General features: G+C 70.5%; 19 protein-coding genes, 1 other RNA gene and 2 pseudogenes. 2 read left to right on the plus strand and 20 right to left on the minus strand.

Annotated elements, in window-relative coordinates:
- The 16 genes and pseudogenes from VGD44_RS01280 to VGD44_RS01355 form a co-directional block, all read right to left on the minus strand.
- Nucleotides 1-128: pseudogene (locus VGD44_RS01280) on the minus strand (UDP-N-acetylenolpyruvoylglucosamine reductase); the annotation flags it as partial.
- A complete protein-coding gene (gene murC / locus VGD44_RS01285; protein ID WP_331083056.1) occupies nucleotides 125-1,546 on the minus strand; it encodes a UDP-N-acetylmuramate--L-alanine ligase in 1,422 nt (473 codons plus the stop codon). The gene murC and the pseudogene VGD44_RS01280, both read right to left, overlap by 4 nt.
- Before the next feature lie 47 nt (nucleotides 1,547-1,593).
- Complete coding sequence (gene murG / locus VGD44_RS01290) at nucleotides 1,594-2,694, minus strand: undecaprenyldiphospho-muramoylpentapeptide beta-N-acetylglucosaminyltransferase (RefSeq protein WP_331083058.1); 1,101 nt, start codon at nucleotides 2,692-2,694, stop codon at nucleotides 1,594-1,596.
- A gap of 12 nt (nucleotides 2,695-2,706) precedes the next feature.
- The gene (locus VGD44_RS01295; RefSeq protein ID WP_331083060.1) at nucleotides 2,707-3,882 is read right to left on the minus strand and encodes a putative peptidoglycan glycosyltransferase FtsW; all 1,176 of its coding nucleotides are present in this window, start codon (nucleotides 3,880-3,882) and stop codon (nucleotides 2,707-2,709) included.
- Nucleotides 3,879-5,294, minus strand: coding sequence for a UDP-N-acetylmuramoyl-L-alanine--D-glutamate ligase (gene murD / locus VGD44_RS01300; RefSeq protein WP_331083062.1), 1,416 nt, complete (start codon nucleotides 5,292-5,294; stop codon nucleotides 3,879-3,881). Before murD ends, VGD44_RS01295 begins: the two co-directional genes overlap by 4 nt.
- Nucleotides 5,295-5,316: 22 nt before the next feature.
- Nucleotides 5,317-6,426: a phospho-N-acetylmuramoyl-pentapeptide-transferase gene (gene mraY / locus VGD44_RS01305; protein ID WP_331083064.1), complete on the minus strand. Its 1,110-nt coding sequence runs from the start codon at nucleotides 6,424-6,426 to the stop codon at nucleotides 5,317-5,319.
- Nucleotides 6,427-7,830, minus strand: coding sequence for a UDP-N-acetylmuramoyl-tripeptide--D-alanyl-D-alanine ligase (locus tag VGD44_RS01310; RefSeq protein WP_331083066.1), 1,404 nt, complete (start codon nucleotides 7,828-7,830; stop codon nucleotides 6,427-6,429).
- On the minus strand, nucleotides 7,823-9,277 hold the full coding sequence (locus tag VGD44_RS01315; RefSeq protein WP_331083068.1) for a UDP-N-acetylmuramoyl-L-alanyl-D-glutamate--2,6-diaminopimelate ligase: 1,455 nt from the start codon (nucleotides 9,275-9,277) through the stop codon (nucleotides 7,823-7,825). The genes VGD44_RS01310 and VGD44_RS01315 overlap by 8 nt, the downstream gene beginning before the upstream one ends.
- The gene (locus VGD44_RS01320) at nucleotides 9,274-11,022 is read right to left on the minus strand and encodes a peptidoglycan D,D-transpeptidase FtsI family protein (RefSeq protein ID WP_414694606.1); all 1,749 of its coding nucleotides are present in this window, start codon (nucleotides 11,020-11,022) and stop codon (nucleotides 9,274-9,276) included. Before VGD44_RS01320 ends, VGD44_RS01315 begins: the two co-directional genes overlap by 4 nt.
- Before the next feature lie 2 nt (nucleotides 11,023-11,024).
- Nucleotides 11,025-11,489, minus strand: coding sequence for a cell division protein FtsL (gene ftsL / locus VGD44_RS01325; RefSeq protein WP_331083072.1), 465 nt, complete (start codon nucleotides 11,487-11,489; stop codon nucleotides 11,025-11,027).
- Nucleotides 11,486-12,421 carry a 16S rRNA (cytosine(1402)-N(4))-methyltransferase RsmH gene (rsmH, locus tag VGD44_RS01330; RefSeq protein WP_331083074.1) on the minus strand — a complete coding sequence of 312 codons (936 nt, stop codon included), beginning with the start codon at nucleotides 12,419-12,421 and terminating at the stop codon, nucleotides 11,486-11,488. The genes ftsL and rsmH overlap by 4 nt, the downstream gene beginning before the upstream one ends.
- Complete coding sequence (locus VGD44_RS01335; protein WP_331083076.1) at nucleotides 12,418-12,888, minus strand: division/cell wall cluster transcriptional repressor MraZ; 471 nt, start codon at nucleotides 12,886-12,888, stop codon at nucleotides 12,418-12,420. Before VGD44_RS01335 ends, rsmH begins: the two co-directional genes overlap by 4 nt.
- 254 nt (nucleotides 12,889-13,142) lie before the next feature.
- Entirely contained in the window at nucleotides 13,143-14,399 is a 1,257-nt protein-coding gene (locus VGD44_RS01340; protein WP_331083079.1) for a hypothetical protein, read from the minus strand.
- A 155-nt stretch (nucleotides 14,400-14,554) separates the two neighbouring features.
- An RNA gene (gene rnpB / locus VGD44_RS01345) (RNase P RNA component class A) lies at nucleotides 14,555-14,950 on the minus strand.
- Between the two features lie 48 nt (nucleotides 14,951-14,998).
- Nucleotides 14,999-15,724 carry an N-acetylmuramoyl-L-alanine amidase gene (locus VGD44_RS01350; protein ID WP_331083081.1) on the minus strand — a complete coding sequence of 242 codons (726 nt, stop codon included), beginning with the start codon at nucleotides 15,722-15,724 and terminating at the stop codon, nucleotides 14,999-15,001.
- Complete coding sequence (locus VGD44_RS01355; RefSeq protein ID WP_331083083.1) at nucleotides 15,721-16,614, minus strand: DMT family transporter; 894 nt, start codon at nucleotides 16,612-16,614, stop codon at nucleotides 15,721-15,723. The genes VGD44_RS01350 and VGD44_RS01355 overlap by 4 nt, the downstream gene beginning before the upstream one ends.
- A 160-nt stretch (nucleotides 16,615-16,774) precedes the next feature.
- Between VGD44_RS01355 and VGD44_RS01360 the strand changes: the two genes are divergently transcribed.
- A complete protein-coding gene (locus VGD44_RS01360) occupies nucleotides 16,775-17,851 on the plus strand; it encodes a polymer-forming cytoskeletal protein (protein ID WP_331083085.1) in 1,077 nt (358 codons plus the stop codon).
- A gap of 10 nt (nucleotides 17,852-17,861) precedes the next feature.
- Here the strand turns inward: VGD44_RS01360 and VGD44_RS01365 are convergent, their stop codons facing one another.
- Complete coding sequence (locus VGD44_RS01365) at nucleotides 17,862-18,764, minus strand: alpha/beta hydrolase (protein WP_331083087.1); 903 nt, start codon at nucleotides 18,762-18,764, stop codon at nucleotides 17,862-17,864.
- 282 nt (nucleotides 18,765-19,046) lie between these two features.
- Between VGD44_RS01365 and VGD44_RS01370 the strand changes: the two genes are divergently transcribed.
- On the plus strand, nucleotides 19,047-21,026 hold the full coding sequence (locus VGD44_RS01370; protein ID WP_331083089.1) for an ATP-binding protein: 1,980 nt from the start codon (nucleotides 19,047-19,049) through the stop codon (nucleotides 21,024-21,026).
- Here VGD44_RS01370 and VGD44_RS01375 read toward each other — a convergent pair.
- The 3 genes and pseudogenes from VGD44_RS01375 to VGD44_RS01385 form a co-directional block, all read right to left on the minus strand.
- Nucleotides 21,023-21,616, minus strand: coding sequence for a DUF3052 domain-containing protein (locus VGD44_RS01375; RefSeq protein ID WP_331083090.1), 594 nt, complete (start codon nucleotides 21,614-21,616; stop codon nucleotides 21,023-21,025). The two genes, VGD44_RS01370 and VGD44_RS01375, sit on opposite strands and share 4 nt — an antisense overlap.
- 138 nt (nucleotides 21,617-21,754) lie before the next feature.
- Nucleotides 21,755-22,897, minus strand: a complete 1,143-nt coding sequence (locus VGD44_RS01380) for an acyl-CoA dehydrogenase family protein (protein ID WP_331083092.1) — start codon at nucleotides 22,895-22,897, stop codon at nucleotides 21,755-21,757.
- A 92-nt stretch (nucleotides 22,898-22,989) separates the two neighbouring features.
- A pseudogene (locus tag VGD44_RS01385) lies at nucleotides 22,990-23,139 on the minus strand (pimeloyl-CoA dehydrogenase large subunit); the annotation flags it as partial.

The raw sequence follows: 23,139 nt of genomic DNA on the forward strand, positions 1-23,139 counted from the left end.
TCGTGGTCGGCCGGCAGGAACAGCGCCTCGGCCGCCCCGCCCACACGGAACCAGGTGAACGGCCCCAGCGGCTCGTCCCGCAGCAGCTTGCCGCGGACGGCGGGCAGGTCGTCGCGCCAGTCGCTCATTCCGCCGCCGCGCCCAGGGCTTCCAGCTCGCCCGGCAGGGCGTAGGCCCAGCTGGTGATGTCGCCGGCGCCCAGCAGCACCACCAGGTCGCCCGGGGCGGCCTCCTCGCGCACCAGCCCGGCCAGCTCCGAAGGCGCGCCCAGCGGCAGCACCCGGCGATGGCCGTAGCGGCGCAGGCCCGCGACCAGCCCGTCCTTGCTGGCGCCCTCGATCGGCTGCTCGCCGGCCGGATAGACGTCGGCCACGATCACCGTGTCGGCGTCGGCGAAGCAGGCGCAGAACTCGTCGAACAGGTCGCGCAGGCGCGTGTAGCGGTGCGGCTGCACTACGGCGATCACCTTGCCGGTCGAGACCGCGCGCGCCGCCTTCAGCACCGAGCCGATCTCCACGGGGTGGTGGCCATAGTCGTCGACCACGCGGATGCCGTTCGCCACACCTGTCGTCGTGAAGCGGCGCTTCACGCCGGCAAAGGCCTTCAGACCCTTGCGGATCGCCGCCTCGTCCAGGCCCAGCTCGCGCGCCACGGCCACGGCGGCCAGGGCGTTCAGCACATTGTGGTGCCCCGCCATCGGCAGGTGCAGGTCCTCGTAGCGGATCGCCCCGTTCCCGCGCGGCCGGATCACCACGTCGAAGTGGGCGCCGTCCGGGCCCATGCTGATGTTCTCGCCGCGCACCTCGGCCTGGGGATTGACGCCGTAGGTGACCAACCGCCGGTTCTCCACCCGCGCGGCCATGGCCTGGACCTCGGCGTGGTCGGTGCAGACCGCCGCGAACCCGTAGAAGGGGATGTTCTCGACGAAGTCCCGGAACGCCTTCTTCACCGCGTCGAAGTCGCCGTAGTGGTCGAGATGCTCGGGGTCGATGTTGGTCACCACCGCGGCGGTGGACTTCAGCTTCAGGAAGGTGCCGTCGCTCTCGTCGGCCTCGACCACGATCCAGTCGCCCGCGCCCACCTTCGCATTGGTGCCGTAGGCGTTGATGATGCCGCCGTTGACCACCGTGGGATCAAGTCCGCCGGCGTCCAGCAGCGAGGCGATCATCGAGGTGGTGGTGGTCTTGCCGTGCGTGCCGCCCACGGCCACTGAGAACTGCAGCCGCATCAGCTCAGCCAGCATCTCGGCCCGGCGCACCAGCGGCAGGCGCCGTTCGCGCGCGGCCACCATCTCCGGATTGTCGGGCTTCACCGCGGTCGAATAGACGACGGCGTAGGCGCCCTCGACGTTGGCCGGGTCGTGGCCCACGAAGATCTTCGCGCCCAGCTTCTGCAGCCGCTCGGTGTTGGCGGACGCCTTCGCATCCGAGCCCTGCACCGTATAGCCGGTGCGCATCATGATCTCGGCAATGCCGCTCATGCCGATGCCGCCGATGCCGATGAAATGCACGGGACCGATCTCGAAGGGGACGGGGCGGCGGTTCATGCCGCACTCCTAGGACGCTTCCCGGCGTTTCGGAAGTATCCCCGCCCCTATTGGAAGGCGGCCGCCGTCTTCTCCACCACATCCGCCAGCCGCTCGGCCGCGTCCGGGATCGCCACCGACCGCGACGCCGCGGCCATGCGGCTCAGGCGTTCGGGGTTGTTCAGCAGGACGGTCAGCGCTTTGGCCAGGCTCTCGACCGTGAGCTGGCCCTCGCGGGCGATCTCGGCGCCGCCGGCGTCGGCCAGCAGCTTGGCGTTCTGGCCCTGGTCGTCGTCGATGGCTATCGCCAGCGGCACCAGGATGGCCGGCTTCCCGGCCACCGCGAACTCGCAGACCGTGCCCGCGCCCGAGCGGCCGATCACCAGGTGGGCGTCGCGCAGGCGGCTGGCGATATCCCGGAAGAACGGCGCGATCTCGGCGTCCACAAGCGCGTCGCGATAGGCGCGGCGCGCCGTGTTCATGCTCTCGGCGCGGGTCTGCTGCTGGATGGTGAGGCGCTTGCGCAGGTCCTCGGGCAGGGCTTTCACCGCCTCGGGCACCAGTTCGGAGAGCAGGCGCGCACCCTGGCTGCCGCCGGTGACCAGCAGGCGCACGGGCCCGTTCGGCTCGGGCGGGATGTACGGCACGTCGGCCAGCGCGCGGATCGGGGGCCGCACCGGGTTGCCCACCACGATGGCGCGCTCGGCCACCTTCGGCGGGGCCTTCTGCAGGGTCGGAAAGGCGCAGGCCACCGTCTTCACGTGGCTGGCCAGCATGCGGTTCGCCCGCCCCATCACCGCGTTCTGCTCGTGGATCACGGTGGGCAGCCCGCCCAGCACCGCCGCCACCAGCGACGGCGCCGACGGATAGCCGCCGAAGCCCACCACCACCTGCGGCCCGATCTCACGGAAGGCATGGCGGGCCTGCAGCACGCCGCGGGTGATGGCGAGCCCGGCGCGGACCATGCCGATGGGATCGCCGCGGCGGAACGTGGCCGCCGACAGGCCGATGCGGCGCTCGGCCGGAAAGTCCTGCGCCAGGCCCGCCACGCGCTCGTCCGACGCCAGCACGATCCCCCAGCCGCGCGCGATCAGCGCCTCGGCCAAAGCCTGGGCCGGGAACAGGTGCCCGCCGGTGCCCCCGGCGGCGACGACCGCGATCCTACGCATGGGGGGACGCTCTCAACTGAACTCCCCGGCCTTGGCAAGGCCTTCGGACTGCGCGTACGCGCCCGGCCGCCGCCGCGTGAGCGCCAGAGCCAGGCCCATGGTCAGCCCCATCGCCAGCATCGATGAGCCGCCATAGCTGATGAACGGCAGGGTCATGCCCTTGGTCGGCATCATGTTGAGGTTGACCGCCAGGTTGATGATCGCCTGCTGGCCCACCAGCACGAACAGGGCCGCAGCCGCGATCTGCTCGAATGGGTCCGACAGGCGCATGGCGCGAAGCAGGCCGCGCACGACCACGAACGCGAACAGCGAGATCACCAGCAGTAGGAACACCAGGCCGAACTCCTCTGCGCCCACCGAGGCGGCGAAGTCGGTGTGCAGGTCGGGAACCTTGCGCTTCATCACGCCCTCGCCCGGGCCGCGGCCGAACAGGCCGCCCGCGGCCTGCGCCACGGCGGCGGCGTCCACCTGGTGGGTGTCGGCCTTCTCGGGCGAGAAGAAGCGGTCCACGCGGCTCTGCACGTGCGGGAACATGAAGTAGGTGGAACTGAGCCCCGCGATGGCGGTCGCGCCCAGCAGCATCACCCAGCTCATCGGCACGCCGGCCATCCAGAAGGCTGCGCCGAAGGCCACGGTGATCAGCACCGTCTGGCCCACGTCGGGCTGGATCAGCAGCAAACCTACCGAAACGGCGAAGAGGCCGAAGGCGATGGAGACGCCCGGCACCCCCTGCCCCTTCTGGCCCTCCGCGAACATCCAGGCGACCAGGATCACTAGCGCCGGCTTCATGTATTCCGACGGCTGGAAGGTGAAGCCGCCGAACTGGATCCAGCGCGTGGCGCCCTTGGCCTCGTGCCCGATGAACGGCAGCGCGATCATCACCGCGATAGCGGCCAGCCAGATGACGAAGGCGGCCCTTCGGACCCCCCTGACGTCCAGCATCGAGACGCCCAGCAGGATCGCCATCGACAGGACGGCGAAGACGCACTGGCGAACGGCGAAATGGAACGGGTCGCCGATGTTCATGCGCGCCGCGGCGGCGGGGCTGGCTGCGAAGGCGATGACCACGCCGATCGCGACGATCAGGGCCACTACGCCCAGCATCCAGCGATCGACCGTCCACCACCAGACGCCCAGCGCCGTGCGGTCCGAGCGTGCGAAGGCGTGCGCGTTGCTGACCGTCGTCATGCGGCCCCCTCTGTAGCCTTGCCGGTAGCGAGACGCTGGACCGCGGCGCGGAAGGCGTCGCCGCGCTGTTCGAAGTCGGCGAACTGGTCGAACGAGGCGCAGGCGGGCGATAGCAGGACGATGGCGTCCTTGCCGCTGGCCTGGGCGTCGCGGAAGGCCTCCTCGGCGGCGGCGGGGATCGTGCCGCAGGCCACGGTCTCGGCCTTGCCCTTCAGCGTCTCTGAGAAGGCGTCCGAGGCCTCGCCGACCAGGTAGGCCTTGATGACCCGCGGAAAGAGGTCGGCCAGGTCGTCGATGCCGCCGGTCTTCGGCTGGCCGCCGGCGATCCAGTAGACCTTGGGATAGCTCGACAGCGCCTGGCGCGCGGCGTCGGTGTTGGTGGCCTTGCTGTCGTTGACGAAGCGCACCTTGCCGATGACCGCCACGGTCTCCATCCGGTGCGCGAGGCCCGGGAAGGTCATCAGGGCGCGCGCCGCCTGGTCGGCCGGAATGCCCAGGCCCCGAGCGGCCGCATAGGCCGCCGCCGCATTCTGCCAGTTGTGCCGGCCGGGCAGCGAGCGGGCCCGCTTCAGGTCGGCCACCTCGGCCGCCCTCTCGCCCGAGGCGTCGTACAGCAGGCCATCCAGGGCGTAGACGCCGCGGCTCATCGCCTTGCTGGCCGAGATAGGCACGATGGTGCGGCGGTTGGCGGCGGTGATCTCGGTGCAGATCTGCTGGCCCCAGGCGTCGTCGACGCCGATCACCGCTGTGTCGCCCTTGCCCTGATTGAAGAGGATGCGCCGCTTGGCGGTGACGTAGCCCTCCATGTCGCCGTGCCGCTCGAGGTGGTCGGGCGAGATGTTGAGGATCACGCTGACGTCGGCCTTCAGGCTCGAGGTCAGGTCCAGCTGGTAGGACGACAGCTCCAGCACGTAGACCGCGCCGCCGTGCATGTCGTCCAGCGCCAGCACGCCGGTGCCGATGTTGCCGCCCACGCGGACGTCGCGGCCGGCCTCGGCGCAGATGTGGCCGATCAGCGCCGTGGTCGTCGACTTCCCGTTGGTGCCGGTGATGGCGACCACCTTCGGCCGCTTGTGCTCGGGCGCGGCGTTCACGGTGCGGGCGAAGAGCTCGATGTCGCCCAGGATCTCGACGCCCGTCGCCCGCGCCTTCTCCACCGTCCAGTGCGGCGCGGGATGGGTCAGCGGTACGCCCGGTGACAGCATCAGGGCGGCGAACTGCGACCAGTCGGCGACGCTGAGGTCGGTGACGGTGAACCCCTCGGCCTGGGCGGCCTCGCGGGTGGCGGCCTTGTCGTCCCAGAGCGCGACCTTGGCGCCGCCGGCCATGAGGGCGCGCGCCGCCGCCAGGCCCGTGCGGGCCAGGCCGAACACGGCGACCGTCTTCCCCTCGAAGCCACGGACCGGGATCATGAGACGCTGACCGAGGCCCTCCCTAGCGCAGCTTCAGGGTGGCGAGGCCGACGAGGGCCAGCATCACCGCGACGATCCAGAACCGGATCACCACGGTCGATTCCGACCAGCCCAGCTTCTCGAAGTGGTGGTGCACCGGCGCCATGCGGAACACGCGCTTGCCGGTCAGCTTGAACGAGGCCACCTGCACCACGACCGACAGCAGTTCGGCCACGAACAGGCCGCCTATGATCGCCAGCACGATCTCGTGGCGGGTCGCCACCGCCATGGCGCCCACGGCGCCGCCCAGGGCCAGCGAGCCGGTGTCGCCCATGAAGATCTTGGCCGGCGGGGCGTTGTACCAGAGGAAGCCCAACCCGGCGCCCAGGAGCGCGCCGCACAGCACCGCCAGCTCGCCCACGCCCGGCACGAAGTGGAGCTGCAGGTAGGTCGAGAACACGAAGTTGCCGACCAGGTAGGCGATGAGGCCATAGGCGGCGGCCGCGATCATCACCGGCACGGTGGCGAGGCCGTCGAGGCCATCGGTGAAGTTCACCGCGTTCGCCGCGCCCACGATCACGAAGGCCCCGAACAGCAGGTAGGCCCAGGAGAGATCGAGGAAGTACTGCTTGAACACCGGGAAGGTCACCGAGGTCAGCAGCTCCGGCGCCTCGGGCGGCTTGGCGGCGAAGACGATGATCAGCGAGATCGCGGCCATGGCGATCATCGCCTCCAGGCCCAGGCGCACGCGGCCCGAGATGCCGGCCGTGGTCTGCTTGGTGACCTTGGAGTAGTCGTCCATGAACCCCAGCATCCCGTAGCCGGCGGTCACCAGCAGCACGGCCCAGACGTAGACGTTGGTCAGGTCGGCCCACAAAAGGGTGCCCGAGAACAGGCCGGCCAGGATCATCACCCCGCCCATGGTGGGCGTGCCCGCCTTCTCGACGATGTGGCGCTCGATACCCTCGGCCCGGATCGGCTGGCCCTTGCCCTGCTTGGCCTTCATCCAGCGGATGAAGCGCGAGCCCAGCAGCACGACCACCAGCTGGGCGGTGAAGATCGCGAGGCCCGTCCGCGTGGTCTGGTACTTGAGCAGGTTCAGGACCGGCACGTACTCCTGCGACGCGAACGTCAGGTAGAGCCAGTAGAACATCTAGCGGGCCTCCGCGGAGCCGACGGCGAGGAGGGCCTGGGCGATCTGCCCGGCCTTGGACCCGTTCGACCCCTTCACCATCACGACGTCGCCGGCCTCTACGGCCTGTGCGATCTGCGGCGCGAGGGCCGCAGCCGTTTCGGCGTACCCGCCCCGACGAGTCGGCGGAAGGGCGTCCCAGAGTGATTTCATCAGAGGTCCGGCGCAGAAGACGAGGTCGATTGACGCAGACTCCAGCGGCTCGGCCAGGCCGGCATGGAAGGCCTGCGCCTCGGGGCCCAGTTCCAGCATGTCGGTGAGGGCCACAATGCGGCGGCCGGCGCCCGCGCGCGCGCCCAGCGTCTTGATCGCCGAGGCCATCGAGATCGGGTTGGCGTTGTAGCTCTCGTCGATCAGCGTGAAGGCCCCGCCCGGCGCCGCGACCGTGCTTTCGGCGCCCCGGCCCGCCAGCGGCTCGAAGTCCCCCAGGGCCGCCAGGCTGTCGCCCAGATCGACGTCGAGGGCCTCCAACATCAGCAGCACGGCCATGCTGTTCAGGCCCCAGTGGAAGCCGGTCTGCAGGATCGGGAAGTCCAGGCCCTTGCCGTTCAGCCGCGCCTGCACCACCGCATGGCCACCCCCTTTGCCACTTGGGGGAACCTGGAAGTCGATCAACCGCGCATCGCAGCCCTCGCCGGTCCCGAAGGTGCGCACCGTCGCGCCCGCCCTCAGCGCCTCGCCTTTCAGCAGGTCGAACCACTGGTTGTCGGCGTTCAGCACCGCCACGCCGCCGGGCTCCAGGCCCTCGAACACCTCGGCCTTGGCGCGGGCCACGCCGGCCTCGCCGTCGGGGAAGTTCTCGGTGTGCACCGGCCCCACCGTCGTCACCACGGCGGCGTGAGGGCGCACGAAGCGGGTCAGCGGCCGGATCTCGTCGGCGTGGTTCATGCCGATCTCGAACACCGCCCGCTCGGTGTCGCGCGGCATCCGCGCCAGGGTCAGCGGCACGCCGATGTGGTTGTTGTAGCTCTTCACCGACGAGTGCGCCCGCCCCGCCAGCGTCAGCCCCGCCATGATCGCCTGGGTGACCGAAGTCTTGCCGACCGAGCCGGTCACCGCGCCCCGCCGCGCCGCGGGCGCCCGCTCGCGCGACGCCACGCCCAGCTGTTCCAGCGCCTTCAGGGTATCGGCGACCTTCACCCAGGGCCCGTCGACGTCCTGGCTGACCAGCGCCCCGGCCGCGCCTTTCGCCAGCGCCTGCGCGACGAACTCGTGCCCGTCGCGCACCCCGGCCAGGGCGACGAACAGGTCGCCGGCCTCCAGTGTGCGGGTGTCGATGGAGACTCCGGTGGCGCCGAACCCGCCGCTCGCCGTCCCGCCCGTCGCCCTCGCAATCTCCTCCGAGGTCCAGAGCGGGTCAGCCATGGACCAGCTCCAGGGCCTTGGTCGTCTCTTCCACGTCGTCGAAGGGGTGCACCACGCCGGCGACCGTCTGGCCCTGCTCGTGGCCCTTGCCGGCCACCACCAGGACGTCGCCGTCCTGCAGCATCGCCGCGGCCACGCGGATCGCCTCGCGCCGGTCGCCGATGTCCTTGGCGCCCTTGGCGCCGGCCAGCACCTCGGCGCGGATCGTGGCCGGGACCTCCGAGCGCGGGTTGTCGTCGGTGACGATGGCCACGTCCGCCAGCGCCGCGGCCACCTGGCCCATCAGCGGGCGCTTGCCCTTGTCGCGGTCGCCGCCGGCGCCGAACACCACGATCAGCTTGCCGCGCACGTGGGGCCGGAGCGCCCGCAGCACGGTCTCCAGGCCGTCGGGCGTATGGGCGTAGTCCACATAGGCCTCGCCGCCGCGCGGCCCCGCGCCGACGCGCTGGAGTCTGCCCGGCGCGCCGGTCAGCCGCTCGATACCGGCGAAGGTCTGCGCCCACGTGAGGCCCGCCGCCCGGCAGAGGCCCGCGGCCACCAGCGCGTTCGAGGCCTGGAAGCCGCCCGCCAGCGGCAGGCGCACATCGTAGACGTAGCCCTCGGCGCGGACCTTCAGCTGCTGGCCGTCGGGCAGCAGCGTGCGCTCCAGCAGCCTCAGCGCCTGGCCGCCCTCGCCCACGCTCATCACCCGCTGGCCCGACACCACGGAAGCGGCCGCGAAGAACGGGAAGGCGTCTGAGTCGGCGTTCAGCACGGCGGTCGCGCCCCGCGGCATCAGCTGCTCGAACAGCCGCAGCTTGGCCTTCAGGTAGGCGTCCATGGTGAGGTGGTAGTCGAGGTGGTCCTGGGTCAGGTTCAGGAACCCCGCCGCCGCCAGCCGCACGCCGTCGAGGCGCCGCTGGTCGATGCCGTGCGAGCTGGCCTCCATGGCGAAGTGCGTCACGCCCAACTGGGCGATGTGCATCAGGAGCTCGGCCACGTCACCGGCGTCGGGCGTCGTCAGCCCGGGCGGCGTCACCTGCAGGTCCTCGCCCTTCGGCTTGGACACTGTCACGCCCAGGGTGCCCATGCTGGCCGAGACGTGGCCGGCCCCGGCGAAGATCTGCCGGCAGAAGTTGGCGACCGAGGTCTTGCCGTTGGTGCCGGTCACCGCCACGCACGTCTGCGGCTGCTTGCCCCAGAAGTTGGCGGCCGCCAGCGCATAGCCGCGGCGGGGATCGCGGCAGACGATCGTCGGGACCGCGAGGTTCAGGTCCTGCTCGGCGATGACCGCCACGGCGCCCGCCTCCACGGCCTTCGCCGCGAACGCCGCGCCGTCGACCTTCGAGCCCGGCAGGGCGGCGAACAGGAACCCCGGCTTCACCTTGCGGCTGTCGGCGGTGACGCCCGTCACCTCGGGGTCGCTCCCCAAGTCGCGCTTCACCAGCTTGGTCAGGCGAACGCTCATCGGCCGTCCCCCGCCTCTTCCGGCTTCGGGGGCTCGACCGGAATCGCCTGGCCGACGTCGTTGCGGCGCGGCACGCCGAGGAACGGGGCGATGCGCTCGATGATCCGGCCGGCGGCCGGCGCGGCCACCCAGCCGCCGGTAGAATAGCCCGCGCTGTTGGCCGACGCATGCGGCTCGTCCAGCAGCACCAGCACGAAATAGCGCTTGGCGTTCACGTCGCCCGTGGTCGGGAACACCGCGGCGAATGACGAGACCTGCTTGGCGCCGTTGTAGCCGCGGATCGCCGGATCGTACTTCTCGCCGGTGCCGGTCTTGCCGCCAACCGACAGGCCCGTGATGTTGGCCGACGTGCCGCTGCCGCCCGTCACATTGGCGCGCATGATCGACAGCATCTGCAGCGAGGTCTTCTCGGACATGATCCGGGGACCATCCACCTTGGCTCCCGGTTCCAGTTTGTGGATCGTCAGCGGGATGAGCTTGCCGCCGTTCAGCACCGTGCCGTAGGCCCGCGCCAGCGCCAGCGGGGTCACGTTGATGCCGTGGCCGAACGAGGTGGAGGCCACCGCGTCCTCGTTCCACACCTTGGGCGTCAGCGGCCGGGCGTTCTCGATCAGCTCGACCTTCGCCGGCTTGGTCAGGCCCAGGCCGTCGAAGTACTTGCCCATCCGCTCGGGGCCGATGCCCACGGCCAGCTTGGCGGTGCCGATGTTCGACGAGTGCTGGAACACCTCCACCAGCGTCAGCACCTTCCGCGCGGCGTGGTAGTCGGTGATCGTGCGGTAGCCCAGGTGGAAAGGCTGGGTGGCGTCGAAGGTGCTCTCCGGGTTCGCCACGCCGGAGTCGAGGCCGATCGCGACCGTGAAGCCCTTGAACGTCGAGCCCATCTCGAAGACCGAGGCTGCGGCGCGGTTGGTCTGGGCGTAGACGCCCGCCTTGCCCGGCTTGTTCGGGTCGAACACCGGCCAACTGGCCATGCCCAGGATCTCGCCGGTGTGCACGTCGGTGACGAGGCCCACCGCGCCCTTCGGCTTGAACTCGGTGACCGCCTTCCAGAGCTCGTCCTCCAGCGCGCCCTGCACCCGCAGATCGATGGCGAGCGGCACCGCGCCGCCGCCGCGCGCCTGGGCGCGGATGTCGTCGTTCAGCGCCGCCTCGGCGCCGGACAGGCCCTCGCCGCCCGCGTCCGCGAAGCCGATGATGTGCGCCGCCGACGGGCCCAGCGGATAGACGCGCCGCTGCTCGGGCTCGAAGGTCACGCCGGGCAGGCCCAGGCCATGGACGCGGTTGCGCTCCTGCGGCGTGAGCGCGCCCAGGACGAAGATCCGGCGGTTGCCGCGCAGCGCCCGCTCCAGCCGCTCGGGCTCCAGGTTCGGCAGCGCGGCCAGCAGGCTGCGGCGGGTCTCGCCCTGGTCCCAGATCTCGCGCGGGTCGATGTAGAGGCCGTAGTGCAGCAGGTCGGCGGCCAGCAGCATGCCGTTTCGGTCGACCAGGTCGGCGCGCGAGGCGCCCAGCCAGGCCCCAGCGCCCGACAGCCGCGCGTCCGAGAACAGCGCCGCACGCGTGGCGCCCATCGCCAGGCTCAGGAAGCCCAGCGAGAACAGCACCAGCACGAAGAAGATGCGCAGGCGCGTGTCGTCCTCGACCTTGCCCGAGGCGCGGGCGCGCTCGAAGGCGTGCTCGAGGCCCCAGAGCCGCTCCATCAACCAGCGCGGCAGGCCCGTGCGACCGAGGCTCTGCAGGCCCAGGCTCATTGGGCCGCCCCGGGCTTGGCCGGAACCACGGCTTCCGCGACGCGCACCGGGTTGGCTTCCGGCGGCGGGGGCGGCGGCACGCCGGGGATGGCGTCGCCGCCGGTGACCATGGCGGCCACGGCGGACGGCGCCTTGGCCTTCTTCGGCGGACCGGCGCGGGCGACATCGATGATCTGTTCGACCGTGGCTTCGCGGTGCGCGCCGACGGTCTCCATCTTCAGGTAGGTCACCGCCAGGCGCTCGATGCGGCCGGGCTGCTCCAGGTGGGCCACCTCGGCCTGCAACAGGCGGATGCGCGCCTTCTCGGCCTTGATCTGGCGCTCGACCTTGGCGATCTCGGCCCGCTCGCGCCCGGCCATCGTCTTGGCCAGGTAGACGCCGAGGATGATCACGACCAGCAGGCCCAAGCCGACCAGGTCGACGAGCCGGAAGCCCCGGACCTTGCGCGTGAACACGCTCATGCGGCCTCCTTCCAGACCGGCGCGTCCGTGCGCACGGCCGCGCGCAGCTTCGCCGAGCGCGCGCGGGGATTGGCCTTGGTCTCCGCTTCGGACGGCCCCTGGGCGCCGTTGAAGAGCAGACGGAAGCTGGGCTCGGCGCCCTTCGCCACGGGCGGCGCGTGACGCGAGCCGGCCGGCGTGCGGCCCGCGCGCACCGCCAGGAAGCTCTTCACGATTCTGTCCTCGAGGGAGTGGAACGTAACGACGCACAGCCGGCCGCCCGCCTTCAGCGTCCGTTCCGCCGCCACGAGGCCGGCCTCGAGCTCGGAAAGCTCCTCGTTCACCGCGATCCGCAGGCCTTGGAAGGTGCGCGTCGCCGGGTGGATCTTGGCCCCGCGCCGCCCGCCCAGCGCCTTCTCGACGAACTCGGCCAGCTCCAGCGTCCGGGTGAAGGGCTGCTCCTCGCGCCGGCGCACGATGGCGCGGGCGATGCGGCGGCTCTCGCGCTCTTCCCCATAGACGAAGATGATCCGGGCCAGCTCGTCCGCCTCGGCAGTGTTCACGAGGTCGGCTGCGGTCGGGCCGTCACCACCCATCCGCATGTCGAGCGGCCCGTCCTGCATGAACGAAAAGCCCCGGTCGGGCTGGTCGATCTGCATGGAGGAAACGCCGAGGTCGAGGGCTACGCCATCGGCGCAGCCCTCGCCCAGCACCGCGTCCATCTCCGAGAATCGCGCTTCCACCAGGCGGAAGCGGTCTTCCGGAAATCCCGCGGCGAAACGGCGGACCGTAGGGTCGCGGTCAAACGCCACGACCTTCGCGCCCGTCGCCAGGATCGCGCGGGAATAGCCCCCCGCGCCGAAAGTGCCATCGACGATGGTGTCGCCCGGCCCGGCGGCCAGGTTCTCGATCACCTCGTCGAGAAGAACCGAAACATGCGGGGATTCGCTCATCGCGCATTCCCCGACAGACGTGCGGCGCGTTGCTGCACCCGCATCTCGGCGAGGCCCGCCCGCGCCTTCTCGCGGTCGGCCGCCCGCTGCGCGCGGTATGCGTCGCGCTCCCAGATCTCGAAGCGGTCGCGCAGGCCGACCACGGCCACCCAGTCGCTGATGCCGTATTGCTCGCACAGCGCTTCCGGCAGGGTGATGCGGCCCGCTGTGTCGAAGCTGAGCTTCTGCATCTCGCCGAAGACGTTGCGCTCGATGGAGTCGCGCAGCTCGTCGCCGAACTCCAGCTCGTCGGCCATGGCGCCATAGCGGTCGAACAGGGCCTGGCCGCCGCCTTCGATGCAGTCCGAACGGATGGAAGGGAAGACGAAGACGCCGTCGGCCGGACCCGAGAGCGCGGCGCGATATTCCTGCGGCACAACGATGCGCCGCTTCGCGTCCAGCTGCTTCTCAAAGGTCGAGAGAAACATCCTCGGCCCATAACCCCCTACCCTTCGCCAGCCCCTGAGCCCGCGCCCGACCCGCTGCCCGACTGCCGAATTACATTTGGGTTAACATGGGACCAAGTGGGTTTCAATGACACTCAGTGACTATTTGGGCGAAAACAAAGGCGTCACCACGCCGCATGCTTGGCGGTGAAGACTTACCCACAGAACATACTCGGAACTGTTAGTTAACGGCGCCGCTTCTACCTCAGGCGCGGACGGCTTCTGTCGCTTTCGGCTTACGGCGGCGTCGGTGCGGCCGGCGGGCAGGGGACGAGCTTCAGCACGCCGTTCGGCTGACGGATCCAGCCACAAGGCTCGCCGGGCTTGGCGCGTGGCGCCGCCGCCTTGCGGGCGGAGCGCTTCGGCTTCGGTTGGGGACGGGCGGCGGCGTCGCCCTTCGCCTCGGCCGATTTCACGGTCGCGGGCTGCGCCGCCACGGGTGACGCCACTGGAGGCGGCGGCGGCCGGCGGAGGACGAACGGAAGGCTGAGCAGGATCACCAGCAGGAAGATCGCCAGCCAATCCATCGCGAGCCACGCCCGCGGCCTGATGTCCAGCGGCGGCTCAACGGGCGCCGCATCGGCCCGCGGCGGGATTTCGCCCGGCTCCACGTCGGGATCGACGATGGCCGCCACCGCGCGCTTGTACCGCTCGTACGCCTCCACGAAGAGGCGCGCCTTGGTGTAGTTCGAGACCACATAGGCCGCCAGTTGGCCGTCCGGGACCTTGAGCGACAGTTCGCCGTACTCGACGACGGGAAGCGGCGTCTTGGGCTCCTTGGCGTTCGGGTCCGGCTCTTCCGTCGGCCACGCCTCGCCAACGACCCTGGCGTCCCCCGGCAGCGTCTCTTCCTCGACGAAGCGGGCGCGGGTCACGTCCAGCTCGATCTCGCCGTGCTCGAGCACGACCGCGTCGGCCGCCTCGCGCAGCAGGACGAACCCCGGGAAAATCTGCAGGGCGTATCCGCCCCCGCCAGGCGCCAGGAGGACGTCTTCGCGGCAGGCCACGATGTCGGAGGCGCCGACCGAGAAGGCCACCGGGACGCGGCCGACCTCCCCGTCCGCCGTGACCGCGCCGGCGTCCCAGATCCGACCGTATCCGGCGAGATCCTCGAACGCGCGGGTCAGGGCGGCATAGCTGACGGTCGTGGCCGTATCGATCGAGAAGTAGACTTCGACCCTGCCCGCTTCGCGCTCGGCCCGGGCGCGGGCAAGGCTGGCGAGCGCCGACTGCCCCTTCTCGACCAGGCGGCGGATGCGATCGGCCATGACGAGCCGGATCACGAACAGCTGCGCCACCCGGAGTTGGGCGCGCACCTCGGCCACCGTCGCCTCGTTGTCGGCGATTTCGCGGCTGAGATCGGCGTGCCGCAGAGCTGCGGCGTCCAGGATCCTCTTGAGCTCGCCGACCCCCGGGGTCCGGACGATGGGGCCGACCGCCTCGCCAGCCTGTCCCTTGCCCGCAACGAGGCGCTCGCGCACCAGCGTGCTCACGCCGCCGCGCCCGAACTCCAGCAGAACGGCAGGGAATGGCCGCGACCTGTGGCGCCGTCCCTCAGCCATACACATTCCCCCCAACACCGGACGAACAGACTATCCGAGGCCGGCGATTGGGGAAGAGTCGGACGCCCGTCGGCGGGGAGGGAAATAAGATCAGACGGCCTGTAAGCCGGGTTCTGTGCCGCCCCTTGCGGGACGCGGCGGCCATTCCTCTGGACCGACCCTCGCGGGCCGGTTCTCGCGACCTACCCGGATCCCTCGGAGCGGCGACGCTCCTACCTGCCGGTTTCCTTGCGGACCTGGCGGGCGCGGGATCCCTATTCGGTCTTGCTCCTGGCGGGGCTTGCCATGCGATCCCTGTTACCAGGGACCCGGTGCGCTCTTACCGCACCCTTTCACCCTTACCCTCTCCGGAGAGAAGGCGGTCTGCTCTCTGTGGCGCTATCCCTGGGGTCACCCCCGGCGGGCGTTACCCGCCGCCATGTCGTCGTGGAGCCCGGACTTTCCTCGACCCCCGAGGGGGCCGCGACCGCCCGGCCGTCTGATCCGGGCGGAAAGTGGGGGATTGTGGCGGAGAGTCAACCTTCCCTCCTCTACGAGAGGGAAGACATCCGTAGCAGCGCGATCAGCCGCGCCCGGGTCTCGCCGTCCGCGATCCCGTCCACCCGCTCGGGCCGCCAGTGCCGCTGGAACGCCCGCACCACCGCGGTCGTGTCGGCGTCGAACCTGCCCGACGGCGGCAGGTCGTAGCCCAGGCGCGTGAAGCCGGCCTGCAGCGCGAAGACCGCTGCGCCCTCCTCGCCCTCGCCGATCGACTGGCCCGGCGCGGCGGGCGCCTCCGCCCAGAGGCCGTGGCCCGCCTCGGCCAGCCGCTTCCAGGGGAACAGCTCGCCGGGGTCGTCCTTGCGCGCCGGCGCCACGTCGGAGTGCCCGACGATGTCGCGGTCCTCGATCGACCAGCGCGTGCGGATGTCGGCGAGCAGCTCGATCACCGCGGCCACCTGTGCGTCCGGGAACGCCCGATAGCCCCACTCGTGGCCCGGATTGACGATCTCGATGCCGATCGAGTCGCCGTTCACGTTGCGCCGGCCCCGCCAGAACGAGGCGCCCGCATGCCACGCGCGCCGCTCCTCGGGCACGAGCCGGAAGACCCGCCCGTCCTCCTCCACCACATAGTGCGAGCTCACCCGCGCCTCGGGATCGCGCAGCCGGGCGATCGCCTCCTCGCCGGTCTTCATGCCCGTGTAGTGCAGCACCAGGATGCTGGGCGTGACGGTCCGCGGGTCGAAGTTGGGCGACGGGGCCTCGATGAGGTTCATAGCGTGCGGTTCCGCATGGCCAACAGCAGGGACATCACCTGACTTCCCCTGAGCGCGATGATCAGGACGCCGGCCAGCGCCAGCGCGCTGCCGATCACCAGGCGCGGCCCGAACGGGTCGTGCAGCACCAGGACGCCCAGGGCGATAGTGGCCAGCGGCGTCACCAGGATCAACGCCGAGATCAGGTTGGCCTCGTAGCGCTGCAGGAGTGTCACATAGACCGTGTGGGCGACCAGGGAGACGATCAGCGCCGAGAACGCCAGGGCGGCCCAGAATTGCCAGCCGGCGGCGAACGCGATGTCGAGGGCCTCGGGCTCGAGCCACGCCGACAACGCCGCCATCGGGAACAGCGACGAGAGGCCCACCCAGGCCTGGAAGGCGATCGGCCGGATGCCCTCGATCTGCTTCGTCATCACCGTCCCCGCGGCCGCCATCAGCGTGGAGCCGGCGATCAGCACCAGGCCGCCCGACAGCGTCAGGCCCTGCGGGTTCCACATCACGGTCAGCACGCCGGCGAAGGTGAGCAGCATGCCGAGCCCGCGCCGCCAGCGGACCCGCTCGCCTAGGAAGATCATCGACAGGATGAGCGTCGCCGGCATGCCGAGCTGCAGGACCACGGCGGCGGCCGAGGGCGTCGCGTCCTTCAGGCCCACGAACATGAGGCCGAAGCTGCCGGCGCCCATCAGGAAGGCGGTGACGATGAGCTTCCAGAGCGGCTTCGGGGCCGGGAACAGGAACGGGATCAGCGCCACGGCGACGATGAGGAAGCGGGCAGCCGCGTAGAACAGCGGCGGCACATCCAGGATGCTTACCACGTACTTCGAGATGATGTTGTTCACCGCCCAGACGAGGCACATGGCCATGAGCAGGGCGAAGTCGCGGAGGGCCATCGGCTCTGCCTAGGACGGAATTCGCGCCGCGACGCAAGGCCGGGGTTTGCGATTCGTCATGCAGGCCGCGAACCGGATAAGCTCACCTCGACGCGAAACGGATCGCCGGCCTGCGGGAGGCTTCGACATGCGCGCGTACCTGCTTCAATTGATTTTGCCCTTGTTGCTCGGGTTCGGCCTACCGGCCGCAGCGCAGGACAAGGCCCCCGAGCGACGTCTCGGCGACGACCTCTTCGTCGCCGGCTCGGACGTCCGCGTCGTACAGGGCGGCCTCGAGGACGTCTTCGCGGCGGGCCGGGATATCGCCATGACCGCGAACGTGCGCGAGAGCGTGCACCTGTTCGGCCGCCGGCTGCGCATCACCGGCGCCGTCGGAAGCGACGCCTACGCCGCGGGCCAGGATGTGGAGATCCGCGGCCCCGTGACCGGCGACATAACCGCCGCCGGTGAGCGCGTGGAGCTGGCCGGCTCGGCCGGCGCCGACATCGCCCTGGCCGGGAAGGAGGTCATCGTCACCGGCCCCGTTGGCGGCGACGCCAGCCTGGTCGGCGAGGTGGTGGAGATCGCGGCGCCGATCACCGGCTCGGTGCAGGTCCGGGCCGAGCGCATCCGCTTCGGCCCCGGCGCACGGATCGACGGCACGCTCGCGTACTGGAGTCCTAATCGCGTGGACGTCCCCGCCGGCGTGATCGCGGCGAACCGGGTGACCGGCGTGCGGACCGAAGCCGCCCAGAAGAAGGCCGAGACGAAGGTTGTGCCGCGCGCCGTCCGCTTCCTGGTGGGCGTGGCGGTGTTCCTGGTCCTGGCGGCGATCCTCGCGGCCGTCGTCCCCGCGCGCCTTGCGCAGGCGCACGAGCGGATCGTGGAACGGCCCTGGTTCAACCTGCTGCTGGGCGTGATCGCCACGTCGGCGCTGTGCGGCTCTATCCTCGTGCTCGCGCTCTCGATCGTCGGCCTGCCGCTGGTCCCCATCGTGCTCGTGCTGACACCGTTCGTGTGCGCGCTCGGCTATCTCACGGCGGCGTTCGCGGTCGGCCGCCTGTCGCTCGGTCTGGCGCACGTGCGGCCGATCGAGGGCTGGCTGGGCGCCTTCACGGCCATGGCGACGGGTATCGTGCTGCTGGCGGTGGTTCGGCTGATTCCGATCGTGGGCTGGCTTGTGCTCGTCTTCGCGGTGATCGTCGGCCTCGGCGCCTGGTTCGCGCTGTTCCTGCGGCCCCGCCCGGCCGCGGTCTGAGCGCAGGGGCTCAAGCGCGGAAGAAGGCCTCCAGGTCGGTGTTCAGCCGTTCCATGTGGGTCACGAAGAGGCCGTGCGGGGCGCCCGCGTAGACCTTCAGCTCCGCGCCCTTGATGCCCGCCGCCAGCCGCTGACCGGTGATCGCGAGCGGCGCCGAGGCGTCCTTGTCGCCGTGGATCACCAGGGTGGGCCGGTCGATCTTCGCCAGGTCCGGCCGCAGGTCCTTGTCGATCAGCGCCTTGAACGCGGCCACCGCCACCGGGACCGGCGTCGCCAGCAGCTGCTCGGTCAGCCAGGCTTTCATGGCCGGAGAGGTCTCGGGCGTGAAGAACGGCGCCTGGTTGTCCATCGCCCACTTCGGGAAGTCGGCGGCGTACTGCTTCAGCGTCGCCTGGTGGTAGGCCATCGGCGCGCCGTACGGATTGTCCGGGGTCTGCACCACGTAGGGCCCGACGGCGGCCACCAGCACCACCTTCCTCACCATCGCGGTCCCGTGCTTGCCCAGGTACCGGACCACCTCGGCGCCGCCCATCGAGTGGCCGACCAGGATCACGTCCTTCAGGCCCAGGGCGTCGATGACGGCGGCCAGGTCGTCGGCGAGCGTGTCCATGTCGTAGCCGCGCCCGGGGACGTCGGACCGGCCGTGTCCGCGCCGGTCGAACGCGATGCAGCGGAAGCCGCGCTCCGACAGGTGCGCCACCTGGTAGGCCCACATTTCGCTCGAGAGCCCCCAGCTGGAGACGAACACCACCGGCTGCCCCTCGCCCCAGTCGCGGTGGAACAGCCGCGTGCCGTCCTTGGCGTAGACCGTGGCGGGCTTGCCCGCCTGCGCGGCGGCGGCCGGGCGGGCGTTGGCGAGCGCGGCGACCGATCCGACGGCCAGGCCCGAGGTGAGGATGTCGCGGCGGTGCATGAGCTGTCTCCCGTGTTGCCGGGAGATGACCGCAAGCCGTGAGGCGGGTCGATTACGCGGGAGGTAATGGAAGGCGCGCCGCCCGCCTCGGCGAGGCTGGCAGTTTGCGTTCGGTCAAACGAGACACGCCAACGGCGCCTAGACTTCGACAAGATGCAGCATCGCCATTCGCTGGGAACGGGTGAACCGGTTCCCCCCGGATCAGCCGGGCAGACACCCCCGCGCAGCTCGAGGCGCGCGGCGCTGGCGGCGACGCGCGCGTCGTGGATCGCAGGTATCCTCGTGCTCTCGATCGCACTCGCGATCCTGACAGCCTGGGCGTTCAGGTCGATCGGCGCGCCGGCGCCGACCTGGGTCTACCGCATGAACCCGACGACGGCGGCGGCCCTCATCCTCGCGGGCGTGTCCCTGCTGTTGGCTCGGACGACCCTTCCGTGCGCGGCCCGCCACACCAAGGCGCTCCTGGGCGTCACCATCGCCGCAATCGGCGCCGTCCGGCTGAGCGAACTCGCCATCGGCGCCGGCCTGGCCATCGACCTGATGTTCTTTCCGAGCGAGGTGCTCTCTTTCAAGCTCAGTCGCATGGCGCCCACCACGGCGGCTGCATTCACTCTGCTGGGTGCGGCAATCGTCGCCTCGACCTTGCGGGGACGCGCCGTCCGGGTTTCCCAGGCGCTCGCCGCCGGCGCCCTCGCTGTGTCGACCCTGGGATTGATCTCCTACGCCTACGGCGCCTTCGGCCTAGTCGAATTCACCAGCGCCAGCGCCATGGCCCTGCAGACGGCGATCTGCCTCTCCGCCGCGTCGGTCGGGATTCTCTGGACCAGGCCGCACCGCGCGATCACGGGCCTGATCACCAATTCCACCCTCGGCGGCGCCGTCGCGCGCCGCGTCCTTCCCGTGATCGTCTTGATCACAGTCCTACTGGGTGGAACCCGCGTGGCGATGGCGAGACAGGAGATGCTGAACGAGGTCACGGGCATCGCGCTGCTGATCACCGCGATCCTCACCACGCTCGTGGTTGTCTTCCTGATGCTGGCGGACGGGCTTCGGCGGTTGAGTCTGAGGCTGGCGGCCCGTGAGCGGGCGCTCGTCGCCACCGCCGAAGACCTCCGGCTCGCGCGTGACGCCGCCAACATGGCGGCGCGGGTGAAGGCCGACTTCATCGCCAACATGAGCCACGAGATCCGCACGCCCCTGACGGCGATCGTCGGCTACGCCGACCGACTGACCCGGCGCACCGACCTCGGCGAGGGGGTGCATCGCGAGATCGTCCGCGTCGACAAGGCGGCCCAGGCGCTGCTCTCCATCGTCAACGACGTGCTCGACTTCTCCAAGCTGGAGGCCGGCCAGGTGACGCTCAGGCTTCAGCCGGTCGACCCGTCCCGCCTCATGGCCGACGCGCTGCACCTCTTCGAGCAGCAAGCGGCCATCAAGGGGGTCTCCCTCGAGTTCAGCCCCCAGGCCGATCTGCCGAAGTGCCTCCTCCTCGATGAGGACCGGATGCGCCAGATCCTGCTCAACCTCGTCAGCAACGCCGTCAAGTTCACGGACCGCGGCGCCATCCGCCTCGCTGCGGCCTACGACCCGGAGGCGAGCAGACTGGACGTCAGTGTGACGGACTCCGGCCCGGGAATGGACGCCGAGCAGATGGACATGCTCTTCCGGCGCTTCTCGCAAGTCGACGCGTCTTCGACGCGCCGTTTTGGCGGCACGGGGCTCGGCCTGGCCATCAGCAAGGGACTGGTCGAGGCGATGGGCGGCGAGATCGGCGTCCGCAGCTCGCCGGGCCAGGGCTCGACCTTTCATTTCGAAATACCTGCGGCGATCGGCGAGTGGCCGCTGCAGGCCCATGCTGGCGGCGGCGAGGCGCGCCTCGCCGGGGCGCGCGTGCTCCTGGTCGACGACGACACGACGATCCGCGAGCTCGCGCGCGACGTCCTGGTCGGCCTGGGCGCAACGGTCACCGAGGCGGGGGACGGTCTCTCCGGCGTGGCCTTGGCTTCCGCGCAGCCGTTCGACGTCATCCTGATGGACATCCGCATGCCGGGCCTGGACGGAACGACGGCGGCGGCGCGGATACGCGACACGAACGGACCGAACTGGGCGACCCCGATCCTCGCGTTCTCGGCAAACGTCGAGCCGGGCGCCGACGGAGCCGTCGGCGGCTTCGACGGCCACATCCGCAAGCCCTTCTCGAGCGCCGACCTCGCCGCCGCAGTGTCGGCCTGCCTTCCGGCTTCCTCGGTCGCCCCCGCCTAGCGCTTGCGCCGCACGAACCGCAGCGCCGTCAGGGTCTCCGAAAAGCCCGCGACCTTGTTGTCCACCAGGCCGAATGACTTGGCGGCCGCCATGACCTCGACGTCCTTCACGGTCGCCGCCTTGCCCTTCTTCGAGACGATCCAGAGCGCGCCCTTCTCCGCCAGCGCCGGGATCAGCTCGTCGATCCGCGCCAGCTCGTGGACGCTGTCGGCGGCGTAGAAGAAGAGGTCCAGGTCGGCGAAGTCGTGGACCACCACGGCCTCGCGCGCCGCCAGCTCGCCGGCCAGCGCGTCGTCGTCGACGCCCAGGACCGCCACCCGCATCCCGGGCTTCACGCCCAGCTTGTCCAGCCGGCCCTTCGGGTTGTTGATCGCCTGCGCCCAGCGGCCGGCCTGCACCTCGCCCAGCGCGAACCGCGAGCCATCGGCCAGCACCAGGTCGCCGCCCTCGGCGCGAACACCCTTCAGCGCCTCGCCCTCGAACACCCGCCGCCGCGCGCCCCGGAACAACAGCTTCGGCGGCTCGTACTGCAGCCGCCCCTCGTCCGGCCCGTCCGCGAACCGCGCGGCCACCTGTGCGTCCTTGCCCATTTCCAACCTCGTCATCCCGCGGCTTGTCCGCGGGACCCATGATCTCCGCGCAAGCAGAAGGCCCGCAAGCGTCCCCGCCGCGGGCCTCCAGCAACCTCGGTGTTCATAGGTCCCGCGGACAAGCCGCGGGATGACGAACTACGCCGCCTTCCCCAGGCTCAGGAACTCGTACCGCGCCAGGTGATGATCCACCGATCCGAACGCCGTCTCGATCATGGTGGCGCGCTTAAAGTAGTGGCCGATGGCCATCTCGTCGGTCATGCCCATGCCGCCGTGCAGCTGGATGGCGTTCTGGCCGACGAAGCGGCAGGCCTTGCCGATCTGCACCTTGGCGGCCGAGGCGGCCTTGGCGCGCTCGGCGTCGTCGCTGACCTTGATGTTGGCCATGTAGGTCATCGAGACCGCCTGTTCGACGTTGATGAACATGTCGACCATGCGGTGCTGCAGCACCTGGAACGAGCTGATCGGCACGCCGAACTGCTTGCGCTGCTTGGTGTATTCCAGCGTGCCCTCGTGCAGCTTGCGCAGCACGCCGCAGGCCTCGGCGCAGGTGGCCGCGATCGCCTCGTCCACCACCTTCTCGATCAGCGGCAGGCCGTTGTCGGCCGGCCCCACCAGGGCGTCGGCGCCCAGGCTCACGTTCTCGAAGTAGACCTCCGAGGCGCGGAAGCCGTCGACGGTGGGGTAGTCGCGGGTGGTCACGCCCTTGGCGTTCTTCTCCACGATGAACACCGAGATGCCGCCGGCGTCGCGCGCGCCGCCGCTGGTGCGGGCAGTGACGATCAGGTGGGTGGCGAACGGCGCGCCGATCACCACCGCCTTGTGGCCGTTCAGCGTCCAGCCCGCGCCGTCCTTCTTCGCCGTGGTCTCCAGGGCGGCCAGGTTGTAGCGGCCCTTCGGCTCGGCGTAGGCTAAGGCGAAGATGGTCTTGCCCTCGATGATGCCGCCGATCAGGTCGGCCGCGCCGGCGTGGCCCGAGTGCTTCAGGAACCCGCCGCCGATCACCACCGTGCCGAGGTAGGGCTCGACGACCAGCGCCTTACCGAACTCCTCCATCACGACCATGTTCTCGATCGGGCCGCCGCCCAGGCCGCCCAGTTCCTCCGAGAACGGCGCGCCCAGGATGCCGAGCTCCTCGGCGAAGGCCTTCCACACGTCCGGCCGCCAGCCCGGCTCCTTGCTCACCGCCGCGCGGCGCTTGTCGAAGTCGTAGTGGTCGCCCAGGTACGCGGCGACCGTGTCGCGCAGCATCGACTGTTCTTCGGTGAAGGAGAAATCCATGCTCGGCGGCTCCGGTCTCGGGATCAGGTCAAACGCTTGTTCGTCTGAACCGCATAGCCCGGTCCAGGCGTACTGTCAGCTAAGGTTTTGGCTCAGAGCCCCAGCACCATCTTGGCGATGATGTTGCGCTGGATCTCGTTGGAGCCGCCGTAGATCGAGGTCTTGCGGCCGTTGAACATCTCGCCCGCCAGACCGTCGGCATAGTCCGGCCCGACCGTCAGGTTCGAGCCCGACAGGTCGCG

This window comes from Phenylobacterium sp. (assembly GCF_036402295.1).
GTDB lineage: Bacteria > Pseudomonadota > Alphaproteobacteria > Caulobacterales > Caulobacteraceae > Phenylobacterium.